Raw genomic sequence first — 20,208 nt, 5'->3', positions numbered from 1 at the left:
AGAACTGCATAAAGAGCTGGCACTGATTTCAATGAAAGCAGTGCCAGAAAGATAAAGATTTGTAACATTGTGAGAATGAAAGTCATGTTAAGATGCTGAACTCGTTGTGAAAGATTATTTTTGCATGTTATGAACAGAGGACATACTGCTTTCTATTATGATTGTACTATGAAAAAAATAATTATAGAAAAGGAAGCAGGTTTTTAATACCTTGGATACCTTTCTCTTTCACAATGCGTTCGGCCAAGATATTAAGTACCGATTGGGACATGAATGGGTATAAGCCTGTACAGTCGTTTATATCCCCTTGCTCTATTGCAGTTAAGACCAGCTGGTCCAGGGTTTCCTGGGGTAAAAATGGTGCAAGACCAATCAATGGAGTCAGATTTCCATTCACCACCAGATTGCCGGTCAACTGATTAAGTCTTTCTTTGGAGAGAAAAGGTGCAATACCCACAAGTTCGCCGATATTTCCGCTTGCTGTAGCACCAGCAGCCAACTTATCCAGAGTTGCAGGACTTAGAAAAGGTGCCAGACCGATTATTTGCGACAGACTACCTGAGTATTGTATTTTTTCTACCAGCATATCCAAATCCGTTCTACTAAGGAAAGGAGCAAGAGCACTTAAATCTGCAAGATTTATTATCTCCTCCGATTGGGCCAATAATCGGCGTAGATATTCGCTTCCTACATAAGGTGCAAGAGAAATGAGTTCTTTTGTGGAGAGCAAATATGTTTCTTCCTGCAATACCAGGTCAAGCAGTTCTTCGGTTTGTTTTGGTTTCATGGCTGGTGCTGCATCGGTAACTGCTTCTGTTGAGAGCTTCTTCTCCTTCACAAATTCATTCACATCTCCCTGTATAATATGCTTTACCAGGTTTTCTCCCTCACTATCCAATAATAATTCATCTATACTGCAGTTCAAAAGCTGTACCAGCTCTGGCAGTTTTGAAATATCTGGCATGGAATTTCCACGTTCCCAGTTACTTACAGCCTGATAGCTTACCCCTATCTGATCAGCCAAATCCATCTGGGTCATATTTTTCTCCTTACGAAACTGAGCAATTTTCTTTCCGGTTAATATTGTATTGAACATACGACATCTCCTCCTATTTCTTACTGGACAGGGTTTTCTGTCACAGTCTACTGTATCTGTTATCACACTTTTGTCAGTATTATTTAGCTTTGGTTTGTTCAAAAAAAGGATACGTATCTCTCTTTGAATAAATTCTACCAAAGGTATCGCAGGATGAAAAGCAAATATTGCTTGAGTATAGCTTTTTCTATTCAACTGCAGCTTGAGTTGTACGGTAGACGTATATAGTAATTCTGGTAGCGAAAGAGGTTACGGATAAATTACAATAATTCAGGAAATTCAAACCTTGACTTGTACCCCCATTTACATTATAATTAGTTGTAATGCCTTAAAAAGGCAATAATGAAAAATGAAAAATGAATAATGAAAGAACGTGAAAACATGTTAAAGAGTATGACTGGCTTCGGGCGTTGTGAAAAGGCAGATGCAGAACGCAAAGTAGTGGTAGAGATGAAAGCAGTTAACCACAGGTATTTGGATATTAATGTAAAGATACCGAAAAAACTGAGCTTTTATGAGGCTGGGATTCGAAGTATTTTAAAGAAATACATTAGCCGCGGAAAGGCTGACGTGTTTATCAGTTTTGAAGAGCTGAAAAGCAACAATGTCTGCGTGAAATACAATGAAGCCATTGCCAAAGAGTATTATGACAGTCTTAAGAAAATGGCAGAAACCTTTGATGTGAAAGATGATATTTCGGTTTCTTTATTATCAAATTATCCGGAAGTCTTAACGTTAGAGGAAGAGGAATCCGATGAACAGGAACTGTGGCATTTAATTGAAGAAGCAGTAACTGGTGCAAGCGTTCAATTAGTAGAATCTCGCAGTCAGGAAGGTGAGAACCTAAGCCGTGACCTTTGCGATAAGCTGAATGCCATGCTACAGGTCGTTCGCACCATAGAAGGCATGTCACCGCAGATACTGAATGAGTATCGTGATAAATTGAGAAATAAGGTTGAGGAGCTTTTAGGTGATACCAAGATAGATGAGAGCATTCTTGCTACGGAAGTTACCATTTTTGCAGATAAAATTTGTGTGGATGAAGAAACAGTGAGACTGAAAAGCCATATTGAAAATATGCTTTCCTGTTTAAAACAGGGAGAAGAAGTCGGTAGAAGGCTGGATTTCATAGCACAGGAAATGAACAGAGAAGCGAATACCATTCTATCAAAAGCCAATAATATTGATATTACCAATATGGCAATTGATTTAAAGACAGAAATAGAAAAAATCAGAGAACAGATTCAAAATATAGAGTAACTATTTAGCGGGGAAGGAATATGAATCGATTAATTAATATAGGTTTTGGAAATGTGGTAAACTCTAATAAAATAGTCGGTATTATCAGTCCTGAAGCTGCCCCTATAAAGAGAATGGTGCAAAATGCCAAAGATGCAGGTAATGCGATTGATGCAACCTGCGGAAGAAAGACAAAAGCTGTGCTGGTAATGGACAGCGGGCATCTGATATTGTCCTCTCTGCTTCCCGATACGATTGCAAATCGCATAAATTCAAGGGAAGAGAACAATGATTAATTCTAAAGCTTAACTACAAATTGAAAGGCGGAAATAAAAATGTTACATCCATCTTATACCGATTTAATGAAAGTAGTAAACAGTGACGTAGAACCAGGCGAACAGCCGGTTGTAAACAGCCGTTATTCCATCGTACTCGCAACAGCAAAAAGAGCAAGACAGTTAATCAGCGGCTCCGAAGCCATGGTGCGTACAACAACCTCTAAGCCTTTATCCATTGCTGTGGAAGAAATGTATCAGTCAAAAGTAAAAATACTGAATGATGAAGACGCGGGAAAGGAAAGCAAATCCGAATAAATCACATGAACATTCTCGTTTTTTTTCTCATGTCCGGTTATAATGCTAGGCATACAGGAAGAAAAGCGGGGGTGTTTTTATTTTACGGGAGATGATGATAAAATGGATGAAGAATTAAGAAACAGCAGGAATGAAACCGCAGCTTCCTTAACTGCAGATAAGACAGAGTATGAAACAGATGTAAGTTTAAATGATAAAGTAACGGAAGAGCATGCTACAGAGAATAAGAAGGAGAGCAAAAAACCAGCAAACAGTGAGAAATCATCCTATGGCAAGGATATCCGGGATATGCTGATATATTTTGCGATAATCATAGCAGCAGTATTATTGGTACATAATTTTGTCGGTCAACAGATTGAAGTAAGCGGAAGTTCAATGGAAGGAACCCTCCATGATGAGGATCATCTCATCCTTGAGAAGATATCCTATGAAACCGGCGATCCACAGAGATATGATATTGTCGTATTCAGACCTTATACAGAAGAAAAAAATACTTTTTACATAAAGCGAATAATCGGTCTGCCTGGTGAGACTGTTCAGATAATAGGCAGTGATATTTATATTAACAATGAAATATTAACTGAAGATTATGGGAATGCTCTCATTGAAGAGGCTGGTATTGCAGCGGAACCTATTAAATTAAATACAGATGAGTATTTTGTATTAGGTGATAACAGAAATAACAGCAAGGACAGCAGAAATCCTGTTGTAGGTGTAGTTCATAGAAATAGTATATTAGGCAGAGCCTGGGTCAGAATATGGCCCCTTGATGATTTCGGTGTATTAAGACACCAGTAGAATCAGTGGGAGGGAAGGAATACTGATATGAAGGAAGAGAAATACGAGGAAAAAGATGTTTCCTTAAAAGATAAGGAAGAATCTGATAATAACCTCCAAGATGAAAGTAAGAACGAAAAGAAGTCTGCTAAGACAACAATTATAAAAGATTTTATTTTTTATGCCCTCTTATTCGTCTTCTGTCTGTATGTCATACCAACCTTTATTATACAGAAGACCATTGTCGATGGTCCCTCCATGGAAGATACCCTTCAGGACAGAGATCAGTTAATGGTTGAGAAGATAAGCTATCACTTCAATAACCTGAAACGTTTTGATATCGTTGTATTCTATCCCTACGGAAGAGAAGAAAAAGAGTATTATATAAAACGTATTATTGGGCTTCCCGGTGAGACAGTTCAGATTAAGGGGAAAGATATCTATATCAATGGAGAAATCCTTAATGAAAATTATGGAAAAGATCCAATTACGAAAGCCGGAATGGCAGCCAACCCAATTACCTTAGCAGACGATGAGTATTTTGTTATGGGTGATAACAGGAAAGTCAGCTTTGACAGCCGATATGAAGAAGTAGGGCCTGTTGAGAAGAAAGATATTGGCGGCAAGGCTATTCTTCGAGTATGGCCCCTGAATAAATTCGGACTTCTGGAATAGTATATAGTAAAAAGCGTAAAGGAATGAAAGATGAAAAAGCTTTTCCTTCGCTTGTTTCGGTTTCAGGGTCCTGTCTCAATTATTTACTATATAGCATTTGCAGCATTGTTATGGTATTTGATAATACCGCATACTTCCATCTATTATAGAACGAATCTTTTCGATCCTTTAAATGCAAGATTAAATGTTGAAGATATCACCTTAAGAAAAGGAGATGAATTCAGTCTCTACACTTACAGGCTGAATACCAGAGTCTCGTATTCCTCTACAGACATTAAAGTTGCTGATGTAAGTCTTTTTGGTACAGTTACTGCCTACAGACCGGGTACCACCATAGTCAGGGTAAGATATAAGAACAAAGAACTTAAATGTCGTGTTAAAGTAATCGCTATGAGCAAAACCAAACTAACGCTTTCAAAGGGCAGGTCGGCAAGACTTTATATAAAAGGTCCAAATGGCAAGGTAAAATGGTACAGCGGTAATAATAAGATTGCAACAGTCAGCAGATTTGGTAAAATTACAGCAAAATCAAAAGGCAGAGTTATAATCTATGCAAAGGTTGATGGAAAAGTTTTAACCTGCCAGGTTAGAATAAAATAATCCAGAATATAACAGGAGCGTTATACTGTAAGGTATTACACATGAAAGATGAAATCGTTCATGTGTAATCATTGCAGTATAACGACTCCTGTTTTGTCCGTCAGACCATTTCCTACATTAATTGGTCTGTTTGTTAATGTGAAGGTTTTTTTACGATTTCATTACAGTAAACTTTCTAAAATATTAATATATTCTTAAAAATTCACCGTTTCTTCACAGAAAAAACACCGGTTGTTTTTAGAATTAGAGTGTATTTTACTGATTGATACTAATTAAGTTGAAGGAAAAAGGAGACATCCAATGCATCGAAAATTACTTATGGTTATACTTATTGCAACCATGCTGGCAGCAACGGCGTACCCTGCTGTATCTGTAAAGGCGGACAACAGCAATGCACAGAAGGTCATTAACGAACTTGAAGTAATGAAAACAGATAAGGGTAGTAATAATGCGTTAACGGCAAAAGTATCAAGAGCAGAATTTGCTCAAATGCTGATTAATTTATCCTCTAAAAAAGACTACATAACAGCTGAGGCAAATGTATCTCTCTTCAGTGATGTAAAAAAAAGTCATTGGGCTGCCGGTTATATACAAGCTGCAATAGAACAGGGATATATGTCCGGTTACATAAACGGTTCCTTTAAACCATCTCAATCAATAACCTTAAAAGAAGCTGTATATGCGGTAGTAAAATTACTGGGTTACAGTAATACGGATTTTACCGGAAATGTCTATACAGGAATGCTGAAATTATATGCCAGCAAAGGGCTGAATGAAAATATTACAAAAACTGCAGAGCAGCCGTTAACAAGAAATGATTGCAGCAACCTTTTTTACAATGTACTAACCGCTACAAACAAAGAAGGAAAAGTATATGGAGGTACTTTGGGTTATACCGTTGATACAAGTGGTGAAATTAATTATCTTTCCCTGGTAAGCTCTTCTTTAAAAGGACCTGTTATTGCGAAAGATGACTGGAAAGCTCAGATTCCCTTCTCTTTAGCACAGGCGAAAATTTATAAGAACGATAAGACTTCAAGCTTGACTACCATTGACCAGTACGATGTCATATATTACTCTCAAAACCAGAAAACCCTTTGGGTCTATGACACGAAAGTAACCGGTTCAATACAGTCTGTAGGTACAAACTCACTTGTTCCGGATTCGGTAACCGTAGCTGGTACACAGTATACTCTAAGTACAGCTGCAGTCAAAGAACAGTTAGCTTCAGGCGGTTCTTTCAAAACAGGTGATACAGTAACTCTTTTGCTCGGAAATGACAATTCTGTGGTATATGTTCTGGGGCTGGAGGAGCTTAATGTGGATGTAACCGGTCTGGTATTATCCACCGGACGTCATTCTGTAACGAATGCCAAAGGAGAATATGTTAACACTGCATACATGACTTTGGTAAATGCAAGTGGCAGTACCTTTGAACAGGATTATGACAGTACCAGTATAAGCTACACCTCCGGTCAGCTGGTCCGAATAACTTATAACGATGGAGTTTCCACAGCTGCTTTCTATACACCTGTTATCGCGTTGCCTGCCAGTATATCATTCTCAGCAGACGGAACTTCACTGGGTGACTATAAACTTTCCTCCAGTGTTAAGATTCTGGATTATAAGAATGGTTTCTATACCTCCCTTTATACCAATCGTCTTGCAGGTGCGATGATATCCTCCGGTAATGTAATTTATTACAAACTAAATTCCAGAAGTGAAATTACGGAACTCATACTTAACAATGCCAGCGGTGATCTTTATGAATATGGTATAAATCTTGGACTTAAGAGTGGTTCCGGTTCTACCTTTACTTATCAATATCTGTTAAACGGTAAATCTGGTACAGCTGCCTCTTCAGAATTTATCCCTGTGGATGTGGGGCCTCTCGGCTTCTTATTAAACGGAACTGAAATATCTGCCACTATGAAACTGGTGTCTACGGTTGTTAAGTCTGTTGGAACTACTTATATTCAGGATTCCTCTGCTAAATATCTTCTGTCTGAGAAACTGCAGGTATATTTTTATGACGGTGTGGATTACTCTCAGACGACATTAAGCAAGGTGTCTAACTTAGCCAAATATAAATTGACTGCTTATTATGATAAGAGCACAGCCCTGGGAGGACGTGTGCGTGTAATTATTGCCCAGAATGCAGAATAACTGACACCGGTTTAGGAGGATAGAAAATGAGCCTGTTTAAGAAAGCAAAGACAGAACAAGGAAGCAATTTGACAAACAGAAAGAAAAATAAAAGAAAAAAGCTGATTAAAATTATTATATTATTAATTGCAGTTACTTTTGTTGTAATAATAGGATACCAGAAATTCATTGCCGGTAAGGTAAAAAAGTCTAATTCTGAAAATACGGTTCAAACCTCAAAGGTTGAAACCCGGGATATTCAGAATGTATTAACCTCTTCCGGCACTATACAACCGCTAAATACATATGACGTTAAGACACTGGTTGAAGGTGAAGTGATATCTGCTGATTTTGAAGAAGGGGATGAAGTAAAAGAAGGGCAGGTACTTTACCAGATTACAACTGACACACTGGATAAAAAAATAGAAACTGCCAGGACATCTGTTACCAGAGCTGAAAAAAATTACGATAAAGCAATAGAAAATTATAATAAAGCAAAAGAAAGCTATGAAGAGGCACAAAGTGATTATAAAGAGGCTGCCGTAAAATATAAGGACCTAAGTCTTTCTGCTGCTGCCGGTGGTATCATAACGGAACTTATGGTCAAAGCAGGCGATACGGTACAAAAAGGCAGTCAGCTTGCTAAAATCTATGACAACAGTTATATGCTCCTTGATATATATTTTAACTCCTCCGATGTTGCCTCTTCTCTGGTAGGAAAGAGTGCTACCGTAAGCATAGAAGACAGTACGGAAAATTTAGAGGGTACTGTAACAAAAATCAGCAGCGTGGAAGAAGTCTTAAGCGGAAACCGTCTTGTTAAGAAGGTCACCATTAAAGTAAAGAATCCGGGGGGTATCACAACAACAACGATGGCAGCAGCAACTATTGGCAGTCTTTCCTCCAGTGAAGAAGGTACGTTTAAGGTTTTAGAAGACAGTGTGATCACAGCGGATAAAGCCGGAGAAATATCAGCGCTTTTGGTAGAAGAAGGAGATAAGGTCAAAGCGGGAGAAACCATAGGTGTATTAGAGAAAGAAACCTATAGTGAACAATTAGAATCCTATGAAAAAGCAGTTGATAATGCCAAAGATTCTATGGAAAATATGGCTGACTCCGTTGAAAGTGCAAAAGAGAGCATAGAAGATGCAGAAAGCTCTTTGGAGGAAGTCATAGATACCAAAACAGATTATAGCATAACAGCTCCAATATCAGGTAAGGTTATCCGTAAGGATGCTCTGGAAGGAGATACGATTAATTCACAAAGCAGTCTTTGTGTAATATATGATCTATCTTCCGTTACCTTTGAAATGAATGTGGATGAGCTGGATGTAAAATCTGTTGCGGTTAATCAGGAAGTCAACATTACAGCCGATGCCCTGGAAAATACGGAAATTCATGGAGTTGTAACGAATATCAGCCTTGAGAGTACGACAAGCGGCGGAGTAACCCAATATCCTGTTACCGTGAGAATAGACGAGGTAGGTGAACTGCTTCCGGGTATGAATGTAACCGGTGAGATTGTTATTGAAAAAGCAGAAGGAGTACTTACAATACCTGCAGATGCTTTAATGCGCGGCGACGTTGTATATGTAAAAGACACTTCAGCGGAGACCGGCAATAATACAGAAACAACAGACTCTGAAGAGGCGGACAAATCATCAAAAAATAGCTTATTTGCAAGCAATATACCGGATGGCTTTAAGGTTGTTCAGGTTGAAACCGGACTTACGGATGGAGATTATATAGAGATTAAGAGCGGTCTTACTGCAAATGATGAGGTCTATGTTCAGAGGAACAGCTCTGGTGAGACACAGACTATGATGCCTGGTATGTTTAATATTGAAGGCGGTCAAGGTATGCCTGGCAGCGGTCAGGGCGGCAACTGGCAGGGAGGAACCAGCGGCAGAAGTGGCAGAGGCAGTCAGGGTGGTCAAAGCGGCTCAGGCGGCAGCTCATTTGGCGGAGGCGGCAGATAAGGAGGTATTGCCTATGAATAATCCATTAATAAACCTGATAGATATTTACAAAATATATGAAATGGGCAATACGGAAGTGAGAGCCAATGATGGCATCAACTTATCAATATTCAGCGGTGAGTTTGTAGCCATCGTCGGTAAATCCGGGAGCGGAAAATCAACCATCATGAATATTATCGGAGCTTTGGATGTACCGACAAAAGGACAGTATATTTTAAATGGAGAGGATGTCAGTACCTTAAGAGGTGATGAACTGGCAGAAATCAGAAATAAAACCATAGGTTTTATATTTCAGCAATATAATCTTCTTGCCAGGCAGACCTTACTGGAAAATGTAGAACTCCCGTTGTTATATGCGGGAGTCTCCAGAAAGCAGAGGAAAGAACTGGCACTTGCAGCATTGGAGAGAGTTGGGATAAAGGATAAATGGAAAAACTATCCCAATCAGCTTTCTGGAGGTCAGCAGCAAAGAGGCTCTATAGCAAGAGCACTGGTTGGAAATCCTTCTTTGATACTTGCGGATGAACCTACTGGGGCGTTGGATTCCAAAACCAGCAGAGAGGTCCTTGATTTCTTAAAACAGCTTAATGAAGAAGGCAATACCATAGTACTGATAACCCATGATCAGTCTATTGCGCTGGAAGCGAACAGAGTTGTAACCTTAAAGGATGGTAAAATTGATTTTGATGGCAGCACAGAGGACTACAGGAGGAATCATACATGAGTATATTTCAGACTTTTAAGCTTGCAATCAGAAGTATTGTGGGGAACAAACTGCGTTCATTTCTGACAATGCTTGGTATGATTATAGGTGTTACCTCCGTTATTACTCTTATGGGTTTAATGAATGGTGTAACAAATTATGTTCTTTCCACCTTTTCCGGTATGGGAACAAATATGCTGACAGTAACGGTAACCAATACCGATACCAGATATGTAAAGGTTGATGAGGTTTATGATTTTGTAAAGGAAAACAGCAGTTACTTTAAAGGTGTAACACCAACAGTAACAGGACGGTATACCTTAAAAAACGGAACCTCCTCTATAACCTCAACGGTTACTGGAATTGGTGAAGACTTTGCAGATTTAAACGACTTTAAGATGTCCTCCGGAAGATTTATCAGTTATGCAGATATAAAGAACAGATACAAAGGAGCTGTTATCGGAACCTATATAGCCGACGAGCTCTTTGATGGATCAGTGAAAACCGGAGATAATATCCGTATAAATGGTTCCATCTATACAATTGTAGGTATAAAGGAGGAGGAAGCAGATTCGGAAGAGGGGTCTGCAGATGATTGCGTATATATTCCTTATTCTAATGCTGTGAGAATGGGCAGTACCAGTATTTCCAGTTATTCTTTTGCAGCTGCCTCTGATGATAAAGTGGACGAATGCAAAGAACTGCTAGATAATTATCTTTATGGCATCATGAAAGATGAGGATCTGTATACCATCTCGACCATGGCTGAACTTCTTGAGACGGTTACGGATATGACGAACATGTTAGGTTCCATACTTGGAGGAATTGCAGGTATTTCCTTATTGGTTGCAGGTATCGGTATTATGAATATCATGCTTGTATCCGTCGTGGAAAGAACAAAAGAAATCGGTATCAGAAAATCTCTGGGTGCTAAGAAAAAAGATATTCTCTTACAATTTGTCATGGAAGCGGCAACCATTAGTTTACTGGGAGGTACAATGGGAATTGTGCTTGGATGGGTAGCAACCACTAATATAGGAACTGCATTCGGACTGGAGGCATATCCATCAGAAAGTGCCATTATACTGGCTTTTTCCGTATCCGCAGCAATAGGTGTGGGGTTCGGATTTATGCCTGCCAATAAAGCTGCAAAACTAAATCCCATAGATGCCCTTAGAAGTGAATAAAGTTGGTCTAAAAATAAGAGTTTCATACTAATAATATACAAATAGGATATGGACTAGAGAAATTATATAAGTTGAAGAAAAGTTTTGACCTTTAGCAGCTTGAAATCTGTTTTCAGGCTCAGAGCAGGAAAAACATGATTCAGCTTATATGATATGTGCGCAGTCACGCAGTCGGGCGTTAGTTGAAAAATAAGATTGCTTTTTCAACTACGTATTCAGTAATATCAAATGAAAATTTGATATTAACGAAAGGAGTTAGTATGAAACTTTTCTTTAATTTACACCCTGGAGCCGGTAAAAAATCCAAATTGTATACAAGGCTCATTTGCTTTGTATTAATTACTGTAATTCTCTTTCCTTATGGACCGGGATTAAATACTTACGCAGAGACTTCACAGGATACGAAAAAGAGTCAGGAGGTACAAAGCAATCAGGATACGCAGAACAATCAGGAGCAGCAAAGCGATCAGAATACACAGAATGAGAAGAATACCACTGCAACAGCAGATGCAGCAGCTCTTGATATTTCCTCTGAATCTGCTGTTCTTATCGAAGGCTCAACTGGAACAATAATTTATGAGAAGAACAAAGACCAAAAAAGAAATCCGGCCAGTATTACTAAGATCATGACTTTACTTCTTATCTTCGAAGCATTGGCTTCCGGTAAGATTAAATTAGATGACCAGGTTTCAGTCAGCGAATATGCAGCCTCAATGGGTGGCTCACAGGTTTATCTGGAACCCTTTGAGACACAGGATGTAAATACTATGATAAAGTGCATCAGTATAGCCAGTGCCAATGATGCATCGGTAGCAATGGCAGAGTACATAGCAGGTTCGGAAGAATCTTTCGTAAATATGATGAATGCCAAAGCAAAGGAACTAGGTATGAACAATACCAACTTTGTAAACAGTTGCGGTCTGGATGTTGAAAATCATTATTCGACTGCATATGATGTTGCCTTAATGTCCAGGGAACTGATAACCAAATATCCGCAGATCAGTGAGTATTCTACCGTATGGATGGATACTATAACCCATACCACCAAAAAAGGGCAGAGTGAATTCGGACTTACCAATACAAATAAACTGATTAAGAGTTATAATGGAATTACAGGTCTTAAAACCGGCTCCACCAGCCTGGCAAAATACTGTTTTTCTGCAACCGCCAAAAGAGATGGAATGGATATGATAGCAGTGGTTATGGCTGCACCGGAAACCAAGGTGCGCTTTAGAGAAGCAGCTAAGATGATGGATTATGGATTTGCTAACTGCAGTATTTATTCTGATGAGAATGCAGACCTGGCTATCACACCAATACCTGTTAAAAAAGGTGTGGCAGATAGCTTGAATTACCGTGTAAATGACAAATTTTCATATCTATGCCTGAAAGGAACTAATCCTGCCGACATCACGAAAACAGTAACAATAAATGAAAGTGTGTCCGCTCCTGTCAAAGAGAATGACAAAGTGGGAGAGGTCACTTATCAGTTAGGCGGCAAGACCCTTGGAAAAGTTGACATCGTAGCAGCAGAAAACATTGCTGAAGCAAAATTTAAAGATTATTTTAAAGCTGCTTTTAAAAAGCTGTTATTATAAGAAACACACCTCTTATAATCCGACAAAAATGAGTACGGCTACAGGTTTTTTAAATATAGACCGCAGGGAAAGTCTGTGTTATAATTGATAACAGGCTTTCTGGCGGTCTATCCTTTTTATGGGAAAATATAAGAAAGCATACAAAAGGTTTATCGGTAAGAAATACTTGAGTTCACAAATATATAATGAATGAAATGAGGGTAAGAATGCTTAAAATAATTGGAGTCATAATTCTACTCCTTTTACTGATTGAATACCTGAGGAATCTAACACCTGAAATCACGGAAGAAATAATAAGTTCAGATAAAATACCCGGTTCCTTTGACGGCTGCCGGATCGTAATTATAGCAGATTTACATAACTACAGTTATGGCAAGAACAATGATATATTAAAGAAGCAGATAGCTCAGGTAAAGCCGGATTTCATACTGGTGGCCGGGGATATGCTGGTACGAAAAGCAAAAAATAAATACGAAACGGCATATTCACTGCTTAAAAATTTATCAAAAAAATATCCGATTTATTATGGAATGGGAAATCATGAACAAAGTCTTGCTTCACAGCAGGAGGAATATGCTAAGCAATTCAGGGAATATGAGAAGAACTTAAAAAAAGAAGGCATTACTTTCCTTGATAATGATAAAATAACCCTGAGAAGAAAGGGCGAAGATATCAGAATTGCCGGCTTATCCATTGGAAAACCCTATTATGGTAAATACAAAAAAGTTATAATGCCGGAAGATTATATTGAAAAATCAGTAGGAAAATGTGACAGGCAATGTTATAATATATTGATTGCCCATAATCCCATGTATTTTACGGATTATGTGGCATATGGAGCTGATCTGGTTATTTCGGGGCATGTTCATGGTGGTATTATAAGACTTCCCTTTTTAGGAGGAATGCTGTCTCCTCAGTACAGATTCTTTCCGAAATACGATGCCGGACGATTTGAGGCCGGTGGCTGTACTATGCTGATATCCAGAGGTTTGGGACTTCATACCTTGAAATTCCGTATTGGCAACAGACCGGAATTAATGACTGTAATACTAAAAAATAAACCAAACAAATAATATCTTTCTTTATATCTCCCAAGCTTTCATGCACTGTAGGTTCATTCTTGTCTTGCAGTAAAGGGAAAAGATATCAACTTATATAGAAACATCTATGGTAAAATGCAAAAAGCAGGAGGAAATACATTTATGAGAATTGAATTAATAAGGCTATTGGCTTCCTTTATAGCTGGTTGTGTCGTAATGATACTTCATGAGTTTCCGAAAGCCTTATTATATAACAGACTAAATCCGAATCAAGATTCTAAAAAGAAAAGAAATATATATAAATTATATCAATACATTGATCCCATCGGTATGTTATTCTGTTTCACCAACCAGATTGGTTTTTCTAAACCCTATATGTACAGGCTTAAGAACAGAAAGAGTAATCTGATGCTTGGAATCTGCGGATTTTCCAGTCTTTTTATTGTATTTGCAGCAAGTATGATTTACCTCTATTTTTCAGGAGATTTTACGGCACAGCTCAGCATAAATTCAAATGACAGTATACCTGTTCTGTTATATCAGATGAGTGTTATATATACTGCGCTTATCAGTATCAGCATGCTGCTGATTAATTTGTTTCCGGTATCAACCTTTGATATGGGATTATGTATAGCTGCGAAATCCCCCTCAAGATATTTTACGATTATAAAAAATGATTATTTTATAAAGGTATTATTGATATTTATGATTATTTTTGGATTTCTGTACGATGTATCCATAAGCGTTATTTTATTTATTCTGCAAGTTGCGGACAACCTGAGCAAGGGTTTGCTGCTGATATTTTAGTATATTTTATTAATAATGGTATTAAATCTGCCACGAGAGGTATATATGGATATTTCATTTAAGCTGGAGGTATTTGAAGGTCCTCTGGATTTGTTATTACATCTGATAGATAAAAACAAGGTGAACATACATGACATTCCCATTGCTCTTATAACGGAGCAGTATCTGGATTATGTGAATCATATGGAAACAAAAGATTTGAATGTCATGAGCGAATTTTTGGTTATGGCAGCCACCCTTTTAAACATAAAATCTAAAATGCTTCTGCCAAAAGACGAAAAACTCGGAAAAGAAGAAGAGGATCCGAGGCAGGAACTGGTTGAAAGACTGTTGGAATATAAGATGTATAAATACATTTCGCTGGAACTCAAAGATCGTGAATTAGACGCTGGACGAGCATTTTATAAGAATCCAAGTATTCCGGAAGAAATTAAGAATTATGAAGAGAAAGTGGATGTTTCACTTCTTCTCTCTGATTTAACCCTTGCCAAACTACATCGCATTTTTGAAACGGTTATAAAACGGCAGGTGGATAAAATTGACCCTATTCGTAGTAAATTCGGACGTATTGAAAAAGAAGAAGGCAATCTCTCTGATAAAATGGAGGAAATTCAAAAGTATGGCAGATTGCACAAGACTTTTTCCTTTTATCAGCTGCTTATGGGGCAGAGGGATAAGATCGAAATCATTGTCACATTCCTTGGTATACTTGAACTTATGAAAACAGGTGAGATTCATATTCAGCAAGACAATTTATTTGATGATATTATGATTACATATAAAGAAGAAGTGGTAGTGTGAGGTAAGCCGGTACCAGGCTGGATACACAGAAAAGAGGTTTTAGTGGAAATTAATCAGGTAAAGGCAGCTATCGAAGCCATTCTGTTTACCATGGGAGAAGCTGTGGAGCTGGACAGGTTATCGATAGCGTTAGGACATGATAAAGATACCATTCGTAAAATTGTGCATTCCATGATGGATGAATACAGCGCTGAAGAGAGAGGTATACAAATTATTGAATTAGACGATTCTTTTCAGCTATGTACCAAAACGCAGCTTTATGATTATTTGATAAAGATTACGCATGTGCCCAAGAAGCACATTCTTACAGATGTTTTGTTAGAAACTCTGTCTATCATCGCCTACAAACAACCTATAACCAAACTGGAGATTGAAGCGATAAGAGGAGTAAAATCTGATCATGCTGTGAATAAGCTTATTGAGTACAGTCTCGTAGGCGAAGTGGGCAGAATGGATGCACCGGGACGGCCAATTCTGTTTGGTACAACAGAGGAGTTCTTAAGAAGTTTTGGAATTCACTCCTTAGAGGACCTGCCAGTTATTGCTACAGATAAGGTAGAAGACTTTAAGCTGGAAGCAGAGGAAGAGGTTCAATTAAAACTTGACATTTAAGATAGAAAAGCATCACTTAAGATGAAAGAGGCTGGTGTCATAACATGACACAGAATATGTAAAGACACTCTTATGTTGACATAAAGAAGTTACATGCAGAAGTTGATATACAGAAGTTGACATACAGAAGTTGATATACAGAAGCTGCAGGATTTTTCAAAGTATTTATACCTTGAAAATCCGACAGCTTTTTTTATTATTGCTTTTGCAAATTAATGACTTCCTGAGTAATCAGCGTATCTTTGGATATAATACCAGATATATGAAAATGATGAAAATTGAAGGAGGCATACATGACCCTTTTGCATGACGATTATAACCGCATAACGGCACTTTTTTTCAAGAAACTGGATGAAAATATAGACACCCTCTGTGCATTGTTTGATAACTGTGCTGATGTGGTAAAGAGAAAACTGACTGTTGGTTCCGCTAATACAGTGGACATATATGTTATCTATATTGATAACATGATTGACAAAGAATTACTGGAAATGAATACCCTTCAGCAGTTATTCAGGGATTTGGAGGAGATGCCTGCCACAGGACAATTTGAATACATCAAAGAAAAAGGAATTCAGACGGTAGATTTAACCGAAGTTTCTACTATTCCTGAAATCGTTGGGCAGATACTTTCGGGTGACACCATTATTCTGGTAGACGGTTACGATAAAGCCCTTAAAGTATCCGTAAGAAAAATGCCGAACCGTGGTGTTCCCACCAGTGAAAACGAGGTTGCTGTGAGAGGTTCCAAAGAAAGTTTCAGTGAGGCTTTCTTTATAAACCGCGTATTGCTGCGAAGAAGAATAAAAGATACAAATCTTAAGATCAAACAGACCAAAATAGGTACAAGAACCGCTACGGATGTAGCAATCTGCTATCTGGAAGGAGTAGCTAGACCAGAAGTTGTGGCAGAAATTGAACGAAGATTAAAGAAATATACAATAGACGGTATATTTGACAGCGGAATGCTGGAACAGCTTACAGAACGCAATACCTATTCCCCCTTCCCGGAATTCCAATCTACAGAAAGACCGGATAAAGCTGCATCCGCTATTTTGGAAGGCAGGGTCGTAATAATTGTGGACAATTCACCAATTGTACTGTTGCTTCCCACTACCTTGAATTCCTTCTTCCAGGCTTCAGATGATGCCTATACCAGATGGGAAGTAGCCACCTTTTTAAGGCTTCTCCGATATATAGGTGCTTTTATAACCATTGCATTACCGGGCCTTTATGTAGCAGTAATTAATTTTAATGCAGAATTATTATCCCCAGCCATGGCCTTATCCTTTGCGGCTGCCAGAGGAGGTGTCCCTTTTTCGGTACTGGTGGAAGTAATTATTATGGAAATCAGTTTTCAAATGTTGTTGGAGGCAGGAATCAGACTCCCAGGGCCAATGGGAGGAACTCTTGGTATCGTGGGTGGATTGATTATTGGTGATGCAGCGGTAAATGCTAATATAGTCAGTCCAATTGTTGTTATTGTGATTGCTTTAACGGCAATCTCAGCTTTTACGGTTCCCAATGAGCCTTTTGTTTCCGCCTTTCGGATCGTACGTTATTTTATTTTGATCTTATCATCTTTCCTGGGGCTTTTCGGGTTTATTATGGGAATCATTTTATTACTGATACATCTGGGAGGATTAAAGAGCTTTGGCATTCCGTATCTGGTTCCTTTTGCTGCTTCGGGAATCAATCAAGGCTCGGATACAAAGGATGGAATGGTACGGTTTCCTTTTCGAACCCTTAAGAGACGTCCTTTGTTTGCCATGAAAGATGAAAGAACCAGACTGGTTACAAATGAAAGTGATAATAATAAGGAGAAGGGAGAGAAGCAATAATGTTTGCAGAAAACGATAAGATATCTTTAAGACAGTTCAACAGGCTTCTTATATTTGATCTTTTCAGTGTATCCGGAATAGTAATACCTAATATTGCGGCAGGTGCGGCAGGAAGGGACGGTTTGCTCTCTATCTGTCTGGGGACGCTGTATGCTTTTCTTTATGGTTATGTAATTCTTTATTTATGCAGGCAGACAGGCGGACGTTATCTTAATTTCTGTGATGATAATTTTGGGAGATTTGTAACCTTCTTTGTTGGCATACCATACATTATTAAGCTCTTTTTCTGCCTTGTATTTTCTGCAAGGCTGTTCGGACAGATTATAAACCAGACCTTATTGGCAGATACCGATAATAGAATTATCATCCTGTTTCTTTTGATTGTTTCTGCTTATGCTGCCTCAAAAGGGTTAGAAGTAAGAGCCAGAATTACTGAAGTAATTTTCTTCCTGGTAATTGTACCTGTCTTCATCTTTTTGCTTTTAGGACTGCGTAAAGTGGACCCGGGTAATCTTACACCGCTTTTTACAGAGAGTTTCGCAGATATTGGACTAGGAAGTTATCAGATTCTGATTGCTTACAGTGCTTTGGAGTTGATGATATTCTCCATACCTTTGATACACTTTAGACAAGGAGATATCAAGAGAGGGAAAAAGCTCTATAGTCATGTTGCAAAAGCTCTTACAATAACCGGAATACTTAATATCCTCATGTATATAGTTACAATGGGGATGTTGGGCAGAATTGAAACGGGCGGTAAACTTTGGTCTGCAATTTATACTTTTCAGATGGTTCGACTGCCTGGTGGTTTTCTGCAGAGACAGGATGCCTTTATATTATCTATCTGGCTTCTCGGAATCTTTACCTTAACCGGTGCCTTGTTTTATTATTTAAGTTATATTACCGGGCATATTACGAAATTATCTAATCGCAACTATTTATTGGTGCCACTTATACTGCTTGTCTTTGGAGCGTCCGTCATACCTATAGAGACAGAACAGTTCTATCTATATTTTAAGAAATATATGATGTACATTGGTATGCCTCAATCCATCATAATACCTGTACTGGTGGCAGCTACTGGTAAGTTGAAGAAAATTATCAATAGAAAAGTTGTTGCAAATACAATCTTAATTTTTTTAGTATCTCTTGCCAGCTTTACACTAACTGGCTGCAGTGATATGACTGAAATAGAAGACAGGAACTTTATCCAGGCAGTTGGAATTGATACACTGGGTGAGGATATGATAGAGGTTTATTATATCCTTCCAGATTTAAAAGCACTTACGGAGCAGGGAGCTGAAGATCCAAAGAAACTAACCTTGACGTTTAAGAACAAGGATTTCTCGGAAATAGAAGAAGATTATGGGAGAGAAAATAATAAACGCCTTGATTTCAGCCAGCTTAAGACCATAATACTTGGAGAAGGAATTACAAAAAACAAAGAGATGATGTCCTCCTTTCTATCTTATGTAGAGAATAAATATGAAATCGGGCGTAATACACTGGTTTTTCTTTCTGCTAGTACCGCGAAAAGCATTATTGAGTTAAATGGTGATGTTGAAGGAGGAATCGGTGACTATCTGTCTCAGATGAGCAGAATTAATTTGAGAAACAATGGAATTGAAGAAATAGATATAGGAGATTTGATTCTGGCAAGAAATGAAGGTGATCTGAGCGTAAATATACCAATGCTCAAAACTACGGATAAGAAGGTTGTCGTATCCGGTCTTGGAATCTTCTCCGAGGATACAATCAGCTATCTTGCAAATGAAAAAGAGAGTGATTTCATTTATTATGCCAGTGGCTTTGGTAAAAACAAGATTCTATATCTGCCACCAGATGAAAAAGACGGACCACCTAAATATGTCATAAAAATAAACAGGCTTATACGTACGATGGAATTTTACGAAGAAGCAGGAAAACCTTATCTGAACATGTTAGTTGAAGGGTATGCGTCTATTCAAAAAGGTGCTGACCAGCAAGAGGATGAAAGTAAGAATGATACCATCGAAAGAGTTGAAAAGGAATGCAATGCCTATGTCAGTGAGAATATTGGAACTGCCATAAAAGCAATAAGTCTGGGTAATGGTATTGATTTCATTAATCTATATCGAATGACAGGTTACCGGGACAGGAGTATCTGGTTAGATTACAGGGATAAGCAAAAGGAATTCTTGAAAGATCTGACGGTTAATCTGACAGTAGATTTCCATATTCAATAAATCATAAAAATAATATACAGTGTCAAATATTATACACCAACAAGAAGTAGTATACAATAACAAGAGTAATATTCAACGACAAGAAGTATTATTCTAAAAAATATGAATCTTGTATTCAAGAAATAATTTGTGTTATTATATTCTCTGGTGATTTACCGGAATAAAGCTTAAATCATAAAAGATGATGCTTAATTTCTTCCGGAAATAAAAAGCCAGATCAACAGGTTTCATTATTTCCGGAGGATATGATAGGATTATTTACGTCTATTAAATAAATGTAGTTAATCTGG

General features: G+C 38.1%; 18 protein-coding genes. 17 read left to right on the top strand and 1 reads right to left on the bottom strand.

The annotated features are described in order from the left end of the window. Positions 1 to 181: 181 nt before the first annotated feature. Positions 182 to 1,096 (bottom strand): helix-turn-helix domain-containing protein, encoded by a 915-nt coding sequence (locus tag R2R35_RS01320; RefSeq protein ID WP_317732699.1) that lies wholly within the window; start codon positions 1,094 to 1,096, stop codon positions 182 to 184. Positions 1,097 to 1,477: 381 nt separating this feature from the next. Between R2R35_RS01320 and R2R35_RS01315 the strand changes: the two genes are divergently transcribed. The 17 genes from R2R35_RS01315 to R2R35_RS01235 all read left to right on the top strand — a co-directional run bounded on the left by R2R35_RS01315 (position 1,478) and on the right by R2R35_RS01235 (position 19,918). After that, positions 1,478 to 2,356: a YicC/YloC family endoribonuclease gene (locus R2R35_RS01315; protein WP_317734721.1), complete on the top strand. Its 879-nt coding sequence runs from the start codon at positions 1,478 to 1,480 to the stop codon at positions 2,354 to 2,356. 20 nt (positions 2,357 to 2,376) lie between these two features. Then, on the top strand, positions 2,377 to 2,631 hold the full coding sequence (locus R2R35_RS01310) for a DUF370 domain-containing protein (RefSeq protein WP_317732698.1): 255 nt from the start codon (positions 2,377 to 2,379) through the stop codon (positions 2,629 to 2,631). 39 nt (positions 2,632 to 2,670) lie between these two features. Next, positions 2,671 to 2,928, top strand: coding sequence for a DNA-directed RNA polymerase subunit omega (gene rpoZ, locus R2R35_RS01305; protein ID WP_317732697.1), 258 nt, complete (start codon positions 2,671 to 2,673; stop codon positions 2,926 to 2,928). A 288-nt stretch (positions 2,929 to 3,216) separates the two neighbouring features. Continuing rightward, positions 3,217 to 3,726, top strand: a complete 510-nt coding sequence (gene lepB, locus R2R35_RS01300) for a signal peptidase I (protein WP_317734720.1) — start codon at positions 3,217 to 3,219, stop codon at positions 3,724 to 3,726. Positions 3,727 to 3,753: 27 nt separating this feature from the next. Next, complete coding sequence (lepB, locus tag R2R35_RS01295; RefSeq protein ID WP_317732696.1) at positions 3,754 to 4,380, top strand: signal peptidase I; 627 nt, start codon at positions 3,754 to 3,756, stop codon at positions 4,378 to 4,380. A gap of 30 nt (positions 4,381 to 4,410) precedes the next feature. Continuing rightward, positions 4,411 to 4,980 (top strand): Ig-like domain-containing protein, encoded by a 570-nt coding sequence (locus tag R2R35_RS01290; RefSeq protein ID WP_317732695.1) that lies wholly within the window; start codon positions 4,411 to 4,413, stop codon positions 4,978 to 4,980. 300 nt (positions 4,981 to 5,280) lie between these two features. Further along, on the top strand, positions 5,281 to 7,146 hold the full coding sequence (locus R2R35_RS01285) for an S-layer homology domain-containing protein (RefSeq protein ID WP_317732694.1): 1,866 nt from the start codon (positions 5,281 to 5,283) through the stop codon (positions 7,144 to 7,146). A 26-nt stretch (positions 7,147 to 7,172) separates the two neighbouring features. Then, positions 7,173 to 9,104 (top strand): efflux RND transporter periplasmic adaptor subunit, encoded by a 1,932-nt coding sequence (locus tag R2R35_RS01280; protein ID WP_317732693.1) that lies wholly within the window; start codon positions 7,173 to 7,175, stop codon positions 9,102 to 9,104. A 13-nt stretch (positions 9,105 to 9,117) separates the two neighbouring features. Continuing rightward, complete coding sequence (locus tag R2R35_RS01275; protein ID WP_317734719.1) at positions 9,118 to 9,828, top strand: ABC transporter ATP-binding protein; 711 nt, start codon at positions 9,118 to 9,120, stop codon at positions 9,826 to 9,828. Next, positions 9,825 to 10,994: an ABC transporter permease gene (locus R2R35_RS01270; protein WP_331670195.1), complete on the top strand. Its 1,170-nt coding sequence runs from the start codon at positions 9,825 to 9,827 to the stop codon at positions 10,992 to 10,994. Before R2R35_RS01275 ends, R2R35_RS01270 begins: the two co-directional genes overlap by 4 nt. 260 nt (positions 10,995 to 11,254) lie before the next feature. Continuing rightward, entirely contained in the window at positions 11,255 to 12,592 is a 1,338-nt protein-coding gene (locus R2R35_RS01265; RefSeq protein ID WP_317732692.1) for a D-alanyl-D-alanine carboxypeptidase family protein, read from the top strand. 206 nt (positions 12,593 to 12,798) lie between these two features. Next, positions 12,799 to 13,665, top strand: a complete 867-nt coding sequence (locus R2R35_RS01260; RefSeq protein WP_317732691.1) for a metallophosphoesterase — start codon at positions 12,799 to 12,801, stop codon at positions 13,663 to 13,665. A 129-nt stretch (positions 13,666 to 13,794) separates the two neighbouring features. Beyond that, a complete protein-coding gene (locus tag R2R35_RS01255; RefSeq protein ID WP_317732690.1) occupies positions 13,795 to 14,439 on the top strand; it encodes a hypothetical protein in 645 nt (214 codons plus the stop codon). 45 nt (positions 14,440 to 14,484) lie between these two features. Beyond that, on the top strand, positions 14,485 to 15,240 hold the full coding sequence (locus R2R35_RS01250; RefSeq protein WP_317732689.1) for a segregation and condensation protein A: 756 nt from the start codon (positions 14,485 to 14,487) through the stop codon (positions 15,238 to 15,240). A gap of 42 nt (positions 15,241 to 15,282) precedes the next feature. Continuing rightward, the gene (scpB, locus tag R2R35_RS01245; RefSeq protein ID WP_317732688.1) at positions 15,283 to 15,852 is read left to right on the top strand and encodes an SMC-Scp complex subunit ScpB; all 570 of its coding nucleotides are present in this window, start codon (positions 15,283 to 15,285) and stop codon (positions 15,850 to 15,852) included. Positions 15,853 to 16,145: 293 nt separating this feature from the next. Further along, positions 16,146 to 17,693: a spore germination protein gene (locus R2R35_RS01240; RefSeq protein ID WP_317732687.1), complete on the top strand. Its 1,548-nt coding sequence runs from the start codon at positions 16,146 to 16,148 to the stop codon at positions 17,691 to 17,693. After that, entirely contained in the window at positions 17,693 to 19,918 is a 2,226-nt protein-coding gene (locus R2R35_RS01235) for an endospore germination permease (protein ID WP_317732686.1), read from the top strand. The genes R2R35_RS01240 and R2R35_RS01235 overlap by 1 nt, the downstream gene beginning before the upstream one ends. Positions 19,919 to 20,208: the final 290 nt, after the last annotated feature.

Source organism: Anaerocolumna sp. AGMB13020 (genome assembly GCF_033100115.1).
Classification (GTDB): Bacteria; Bacillota; Clostridia; order Lachnospirales; family Lachnospiraceae; genus Anaerocolumna.
Note: the sequence above shows the minus strand (reverse complement) of the source record. Positions and strands in the feature narration are given on the sequence as shown.

What these genes read in the sequence shown, in the direction of transcription:
- R2R35_RS01320 (WP_317732699.1), bottom strand. Translation starts at nt 1,096, where the DNA reads ATGTTCAATACAATATTAACCGGAAAGAAAATTGCTCAGTTTCGTAAG.
- R2R35_RS01315 (WP_317734721.1), top strand. Translation starts at nt 1,478, where the DNA reads ATGTTAAAGAGTATGACTGGCTTCGGGCGTTGTGAAAAGGCAGATGCA.
- R2R35_RS01310 (WP_317732698.1), top strand. Translation starts at nt 2,377, where the DNA reads ATGAATCGATTAATTAATATAGGTTTTGGAAATGTGGTAAACTCTAAT.
- rpoZ (WP_317732697.1), top strand. Translation starts at nt 2,671, where the DNA reads ATGTTACATCCATCTTATACCGATTTAATGAAAGTAGTAAACAGTGAC.
- lepB (WP_317734720.1), top strand. Translation starts at nt 3,217, where the DNA reads ATGCTGATATATTTTGCGATAATCATAGCAGCAGTATTATTGGTACAT.
- lepB (WP_317732696.1), top strand. Translation starts at nt 3,754, where the DNA reads ATGAAGGAAGAGAAATACGAGGAAAAAGATGTTTCCTTAAAAGATAAG.
- R2R35_RS01290 (WP_317732695.1), top strand. Translation starts at nt 4,411, where the DNA reads ATGAAAAAGCTTTTCCTTCGCTTGTTTCGGTTTCAGGGTCCTGTCTCA.
- R2R35_RS01285 (WP_317732694.1), top strand. Translation starts at nt 5,281, where the DNA reads ATGCATCGAAAATTACTTATGGTTATACTTATTGCAACCATGCTGGCA.
- R2R35_RS01280 (WP_317732693.1), top strand. Translation starts at nt 7,173, where the DNA reads ATGAGCCTGTTTAAGAAAGCAAAGACAGAACAAGGAAGCAATTTGACA.
- R2R35_RS01275 (WP_317734719.1), top strand. Translation starts at nt 9,118, where the DNA reads ATGAATAATCCATTAATAAACCTGATAGATATTTACAAAATATATGAA.
- R2R35_RS01270 (WP_331670195.1), top strand. Translation starts at nt 9,825, where the DNA reads ATGAGTATATTTCAGACTTTTAAGCTTGCAATCAGAAGTATTGTGGGG.
- R2R35_RS01265 (WP_317732692.1), top strand. Translation starts at nt 11,255, where the DNA reads ATGAAACTTTTCTTTAATTTACACCCTGGAGCCGGTAAAAAATCCAAA.
- R2R35_RS01260 (WP_317732691.1), top strand. Translation starts at nt 12,799, where the DNA reads ATGCTTAAAATAATTGGAGTCATAATTCTACTCCTTTTACTGATTGAA.
- R2R35_RS01255 (WP_317732690.1), top strand. Translation starts at nt 13,795, where the DNA reads ATGAGAATTGAATTAATAAGGCTATTGGCTTCCTTTATAGCTGGTTGT.
- R2R35_RS01250 (WP_317732689.1), top strand. Translation starts at nt 14,485, where the DNA reads ATGGATATTTCATTTAAGCTGGAGGTATTTGAAGGTCCTCTGGATTTG.
- R2R35_RS01240 (WP_317732687.1), top strand. Translation starts at nt 16,146, where the DNA reads ATGACCCTTTTGCATGACGATTATAACCGCATAACGGCACTTTTTTTC.
- R2R35_RS01235 (WP_317732686.1), top strand. Translation starts at nt 17,693, where the DNA reads ATGTTTGCAGAAAACGATAAGATATCTTTAAGACAGTTCAACAGGCTT.